6 protein-coding genes are annotated in these 5,229 nt (G+C 64.4%); 2 read left to right on the plus strand and 4 right to left on the minus strand.

Annotation, left to right across the window (positions count from 1 at the left end; all coding sequences use genetic code 11):
* Positions 1-125: 125 nt before the first annotated feature.
* From AC1D34_RS35715 to AC1D34_RS35730, 4 genes are all read right to left on the minus strand, one after another.
* Positions 126-416 carry a type II toxin-antitoxin system RelE/ParE family toxin gene (locus AC1D34_RS35715; protein ID WP_441507610.1) on the minus strand — a complete coding sequence of 97 codons (291 nt, stop codon included), beginning with the start codon at positions 414-416 and terminating at the stop codon, positions 126-128.
* 147 nt (positions 417-563) lie between these two features.
* Positions 564-821 carry a helix-turn-helix domain-containing protein gene (locus AC1D34_RS35720; protein ID WP_476826805.1) on the minus strand — a complete coding sequence of 86 codons (258 nt, stop codon included), beginning with the start codon at positions 819-821 and terminating at the stop codon, positions 564-566.
* Between the two features lie 205 nt (positions 822-1,026).
* Entirely contained in the window at positions 1,027-1,875 is an 849-nt protein-coding gene (dapF, locus tag AC1D34_RS35725; protein ID WP_476826806.1) for a diaminopimelate epimerase, read from the minus strand.
* A 466-nt stretch (positions 1,876-2,341) separates the two neighbouring features.
* Positions 2,342-2,695, minus strand: coding sequence for an antibiotic biosynthesis monooxygenase (locus tag AC1D34_RS35730; RefSeq protein WP_441492830.1), 354 nt, complete (start codon positions 2,693-2,695; stop codon positions 2,342-2,344).
* 131 nt (positions 2,696-2,826) lie between these two features.
* Here AC1D34_RS35730 and AC1D34_RS35735 point away from each other — a divergent pair, with 131 nt between their 5' ends.
* Together AC1D34_RS35735 and AC1D34_RS35740 are read left to right on the plus strand one after the other, a co-directional pair.
* Positions 2,827-3,447, plus strand: coding sequence for a LysR family transcriptional regulator (locus AC1D34_RS35735; RefSeq protein ID WP_476826807.1), 621 nt, complete (start codon positions 2,827-2,829; stop codon positions 3,445-3,447).
* A 513-nt stretch (positions 3,448-3,960) separates the two neighbouring features.
* Positions 3,961-5,151 (plus strand): cupin domain-containing protein, encoded by a 1,191-nt coding sequence (locus AC1D34_RS35740; protein WP_441492832.1) that lies wholly within the window; start codon positions 3,961-3,963, stop codon positions 5,149-5,151.
* Positions 5,152-5,229 lie beyond the last annotated feature (78 nt).

Below are 5,229 nucleotides of genomic sequence, written 5' to 3' on the forward strand. Positions count from 1 at the left end.
CCAAGAGCCTTGGCAAGAAACGCCGGGTCATCCTCATCGAGGGCAGCCTCGATATAGGCGAGCTGCTGCTCAGGGGTTTTGAGWTGCTCCTGGATGTCGAAGCGGGTCGTTTCGAGGGGCATGTCTCAGGCCTCCTGTGCCATGCGCTTTGCCTTGGCGATATCCGCCGATTGGCTGCTCTTGTCGCCGCCGCACAGCAGGACAACGATCGTCCTGCCCTGCTGGATGAAATAGACCCGATACCCCGGCCCATAGCTGATCCGCATTTCGCTGACGCCTTCGCCGACCGGCTTGACGTCGCCAAAATTGCCGTCCTCCATCCGTTGGATGCGCGTCGCAATTCGCAGCTGAGCGTTGGTGTCGCGCAAGGCCCCGAGCCAGCTGGAGAAGATCCTGGTCTGGCGGACTTCGAACATTCGTAACTTATAAGTTACGGCGCGATGAGCGTCAACGGATCGGGAAACAGAGCCTGCAGTCCCGCCGCGAGCGAGGCGAGCGACCCGACAGGATCATGGCGGCGGCGAGCTGCGCCCGGACCAGAGAGGGCCGGGCGCTTTCACGGTTCAGCCCCGGATCATCCAGGCGAGGTCGAGCGCGTCGGAGCGCACCGAGGCGGCCGCCACCGTGGGGTTTTCCCTGCAGACGGCGCATTGGAGCGAAACGCGTTCCATCGCCAGGGCGTGAAGGGAGTTGACCTCCTCCTCATCGGGCCCCGTCTCGATCTCCTGCACGGCTTCCGGGCTCAGGCCGAACTCCAGGGCAAGATCGTCCAGGCTCAAACCGCAGGCCTGGCGAAGACAGACGAACTCGGCACGGGTCATCGGGCAACCTCGCTTGGGGCGGCAGATTCCGGGCAGCGCTGCAGCCGGGGAGGCGACCGCCCGGCTGAAAGGAGCATACGAAAAAACCGCCGACCGGTCAGGCGATCAAGCGGGCCTTGCGTCCTGTTTCGACGAAGACGCTCTAAACTATCGGAGTCGAGCACGTTTTCTGCGTTTGGACGATCTCGTCGAAACGCAGCCTGAGCTAGGCCTTGTCGACAAAGCTGCCGTCCTGACGATGCATGGATTTGCCTGGGAGCGCGATTTCGCCACGGAAAACGGTCGCGACCCTGCCCGTCAGCCACACGCCGCTTCCAGCCTTCCAGGAAACACCCACGCTTCCACCATCACAGATGACCTCGACTTCCTCGTCGACAAGCCCACGGCGGATGGCCGCCACGGCCGCGCCGCACGAGCAAGATCCTGATCCCGCCGGCACGCCTCCGCCTCGCTCCCAAATGCGCAGCCTTATGCGCTTGCGGTCCAGCACTTGAACGAAATGGACGTTGGTTTTTTCAGGAAACAGAGGATGGTGTTCGATCTGCGGCCCTGCCGACCAAGGGTCGATCGCCGAGAGATCATCAACGAAAAACGTGCAGTGCGGATTGCCCATGCTGCAAGCGGCAGGCTCGCCATCGAGCGGCAACCGCAATGTGTCGCAAGGCTCGGCGAGGGGAATGTCGCGCCAATCGAGCTGAGGTGCGCCCATGTCGACGCTGATAGGCCCGTCCTGTGTCGACAGGCAGCGCAACACGCCTCGCTCGGTGCGCAAGGTCGTTTCCTGGCTCGCGGCCTCTTTCATCATCAGGTGAGCGACGCCGCGCGTTGCACTGCCACACGCACCCAAGGTCGTGCCGCCTGGATTCCAGAAGATGAGACGCGCGGCGGCATCGTCGCAGGGAAGCACCACCGCCAGTTGGTTGAAGCCGACGCCGCGGTTCCGGTCGCCAAGGAATCTCGCGACATCGGGATCAACCGGATTGGGGCTCGTGCGTGCATCGACGACGACAAAATCATCACCGTTGGCATGCATCTTGACGAAGCTGAGATTCATGCGCTTTCCCAGTCAAGTCCGACGGCGCGGCCATGCGCTGCCCAGACCCCAGCATTGAACGTGGGCTGCCTGCCCAAGGCAATAACGGCGCGTACTGACGCACAGCTGACATGTCGATTCAACGCGTCGTCCTGGCGGAAGCCTTGGGCGAGGGGATCGGTCTGGCGGAGGATGAATGGGCGCTGGTCGCGCCTTTGCTGCCGGTTGAGCGCGGGCGTGGCTGCCGACCCCGCACAAGATAACCGCCGGCGACGAGGCCCAGGACGTTGGACCGGCGCGGGTGATTTGCTCCCCTGCCAGGAATGACCGGGCGCTTCCGCGTTCCGGTCTCGCAACCCTGCAACCCCGCCTGAAGTCTCACATGCACGTTGCGCCGGTCTCCACTCGCCGACGTCTGCTTTCAATGCGCGGTCGCGGGTGAGCATCTTCCGACCAGGGAGCCCTGATTGGAAGAGCCCCGGTCATTTTAGCCAACGGGCTGACCGGGAAGCACAAGGTCGGAAACCCTGTAGATGTGAAATTCGCTCTTCGAGACGGTGTCCAGCTGCTTGAATTTTTCGGCGAAGACCGGATCGGAAAAGAATTCGCCGACATTGTTCTCGTCGCGGATCGCCTCGATGTTCACGACGGTCTTGCCGTCCGTGCTCTTCGACAGGTTGCTCCAGAGGAACCCCTCCTTTCGCTCTGCGACATAGTGCACGACATCCTGGATGATCCTGAAGGCCTCCTCCTGCTTGCCGGGATGAGCATGGATGACGTTGACGACGAAGACGGTGGGCTGCGGAGCGATGGCGAATTCGGCTTTTGGGGTATCGGTCATGGGATCTCCGATCGGGAAGGGCCGGCGGACTATCCCGCCGACGCCCGAGATAGACGGCGACACAGAGCGGAAAGAATGGGCTATGCCTCCGGAGATAACGGACATCGATGTCCGCAATGGAGGCGGCGATCGTGGACACCATCGGTGCGTTGAATGCGTTCGTCGTCACCGCCGAGACGCGCAGCTTCGTCCGCGCCGGAGAGGCGCTGGGCGTGTCGGCCTCGGCCATCGGCAAGACGATCGCCCGTCTGGAGAAGCGCCTCGGCGTCCGTCTCTTTCACCGCAACACCCGCAGCATCGCGATCACGGCCGAGGGCGCCATGTTCCTGGAGCGCTGCCGGCGGATCTTTGGTGAGCTGGAGGCGGCGGAGCAGGAGCTGTCGCAGAGCATGGCGGCCCCCCGCGGCAGGCTTCGGGTCAGCCTGCCGCTCGCCGGCATGCTCTTCATGCCGACGATCACAAAGTTCATGCAGGCCTTTCCCGAGGTCACGATCGACCTCGATTTCACGGACCGGCTGGTCGATGTGATCGAGGAGCCCCTGATCAGCATGGCCGAGGCCGGGCTCGGCGTCGCCTGCCTGCCGCTCTTCACGGTGGCGCAGCAGATCGCCGAGGGGAGGCTGGTTTCCGTCCTGGCCGAGCATGTCGAGGATGTCGGCGAGTTCCGCATCCTGTGGCCCTCCAGCCGCCAGCTCTCCCCAAAAATTCAGGCGCTCGTCACCTTCATGGCGGAGAATCTGTTTCGCCGCTGACGGCAATCTCCGGACCTGATGCGAGTGCGACGGAGACCGGCACACGCGCCAGCCGGGGAGGGGCACGTGCCGCGGGGATCGGCATCGCCCATCGGCTGCGGCTGAGTTGATGCCTCAGGCCGCGAATTCATCAATCGGGAGCGACTGGGCTAGCGCTCACCTGAACGTGATGGTTCCTCGGCTCGGCAGCATGAACATCAGGCAATCCTGCCAATGCCAGGGCATCGCATGGCCACCGCCCCCGACCAGCGCCGCATCGTCTTCATCCGCCGCCCGCGATCCTGCCGCGCCGCCGCGGCTTGGCTGGGCCATGGCCGTGACGCAGAGGCCCGCACCGGCGTCCGAGGCCCCTGTGCCGGGCCGCTCCCGGCCGGCCTGGATGAGCCCGCATCATCCGGAGAGATGATGCCGGAAGCCGCCGGCATGATAGAATTTCGGGGCGCGGAACGGCGCGGAAACGGGGGGGAACAGGCCGGCCGGCGGACAGCCCGCTGGAACCACAGGAGAGACGTCATGGATTCCATTTCACGTCGACAGATGCTCGCAGCGACCGCTGCGGGAGGGCTCCTGACGACAACGATCGCTGCGGAGGCGCAGGCTCGCCTGACGTCGTTCAAAGCGGGGGATGGAGGATATGGGCGGCAGGCCGTCGAGCTGCCTCCGGGCGACAAGGTCGCCTATCACGATCCCAAGGACATCAGCGAGATGCCCGATTTCCGCTTCTCGCTCGACGGCAACACGCCCAAGGTGACGTCCGGTGGCTGGGCGAAGGAGGCAACCGTCCACCAGTTCCCGATCAGCAAGGGGATTGCCGGCGTGCACATGTTCCTCGAGCCCGGCGCCTCGCGCGAGCTGCACTGGCACGCGATCGCCGCCGAATGGGCCTATGTCATCGATGGCCGCTGCCAGACGGTGGTTCTCGACCCGTCGGGAGCGAGCGAGATCAATAATTTCGGGCCGGGCGACCTCTGGTTCTTCCCGAAGGGCCATGGCCACGCGATCCAGACCATCGGCGACAAGCCCTGCCACTTCATCCTGTCCTTCGACAATGGCGCCTTTTCCGAGCACGGCACCTTCTCGATCACGGACTGGATCGACGTGACGCCCAAGGATTTTCTGGCGCTCAATTTCGGCGTGCCGAAGGATGCGTTCGACGCCTTTCCCAAGGGCGAGACCTATATCCAGGCGGGCGCCGTGCTGCCGGCGTCGGAGGCGCTCGATGCTCCCTGGCCGAAGGATTCGACGCATAAGTTCGCCCTGCTGCACGACAACCGGGCGGTGCGCGACTTCGACGGTGGCACCTTCCGTCTTGCGACGGTCGACGAATGGCCCGTCTCGAAGGCCATGTCCGGCGGCGTGATGACCATCAAGCCGGGCGCCATGCGCAAGCTGCACTGGAACGTGAACGCGAACGAGTGGCACTACTACCTGCGCGGCAAGGGCCAGGTGGCGCTCTTCGGCTCGGGCGGGCGCGGCAAGGTGGCCGAGTTCAAACCGGGCGACGTCGCCTATATCCCGCAGGGCTTCGGGCACGCGGTCAAGAATGTCGGCGACGACGATCTCGAGATCGTGCAGACCTGGGACAATGGCAAATTCGAGGAGATCGACCTCGACAAATGGGTGCAGTCCAGCCCGCGTTATCTCCTGGCCAACAACTTCCCCGGGGTTCCCGCGGCAACGATCACAAGGCTGACGCAGCGCTGAGCGGCGCGGCGCTCCCGCCGCGAGGGTCCTGAACCCGCAAGCTGCCGATCATGGCTCGCGCTCGCCGGCCCCCAGGAG

The organism is Allobosea sp. P1_A7 (genome assembly GCF_056406775.1).